Annotated in this window: 1 protein-coding gene; it reads right to left on the bottom strand. The window is 58.7% G+C overall.

Annotated elements, in window-relative coordinates:
• Nucleotides 1-208 precede the first annotated feature (208 nt).
• Nucleotides 209-802 (bottom strand): IS110 family RNA-guided transposase (locus ACNS88_RS17625; RefSeq protein WP_435100663.1); only part of this gene is annotated, 594 nt, incomplete at its 5' end.

Below are 802 nucleotides of genomic sequence, written 5' to 3'. Positions count from 1 at the left end.
AGGATTTCACCTATGGAAACGCTGCTAGCCGATCAAACCACGTCTAGTGACAAAATGATTACGCCGTCGGGGGATCTGCTGTTCTCACAGCCGGTAGGCGGTCGGAACGTGTCTGCGGTGCGGTCGCTGTCTGGCGATAGCTGGCGCTCACGGAGGGCCTCGGCCGGCCACTGAGGGCCGCCAGTCCGGCGGCCCTCAGATCCCTCGTCTATGCGGTCACACCCGGTGGATCGTACGCTTCTCCCCGATCAAGCATGTGGTAGATCGACACCAGCATCTTCCGAGCTGCCGCCACGATTGCTTTCTGTGAGTTCTTCCGGCTTGCTAATCTGTCGTAGAACCGACTCAGATACTCGTCGTTACAGGTATGAACTGCGGTGTTAGCTGCTTGGACGAGCAACCATCTCACACGACCTGATCCACGCTTCGAAATGCTCCCCTCGATCCGCGAGTCGCCTGACTCGCGGATCACCGGGTTCAATCCGACGTAACTGACGACCTCCTTGTCACCGTCAAACCGGTCGATCCCACCTAACTCCGCGTAGATCGTCAGCGCCGTGAAGTAACTCACGCCGGGAATGCTCATCAGCAGCTGGGTCTCCTTCAGAGACCCAGCGCGCTCTTCGATCGTCTGATCAAGCTTCTGAATCTCCTCGGTGAGCGACTCGATCAGGTCGAGGTACGACTCAAGCAACGTGTCGAACGGTGTCGGGAGCGAGAGTCCCCGCAGGGACTCTCGTCCCGTCACGGTCAGTGGTTTCACGTCTTCAGTGATGCCGTGATCGGAGAGGAGTCCATGGAC

Origin of the sequence: Halorubrum shenae (genome assembly GCF_051194165.1) — an archaeon.
Classification (GTDB): domain Archaea; phylum Halobacteriota; class Halobacteria; order Halobacteriales; family Haloferacaceae; genus Halorubrum.
Note: the sequence above shows the minus strand (reverse complement) of the source record. Positions and strands in the feature narration are given on the sequence as shown.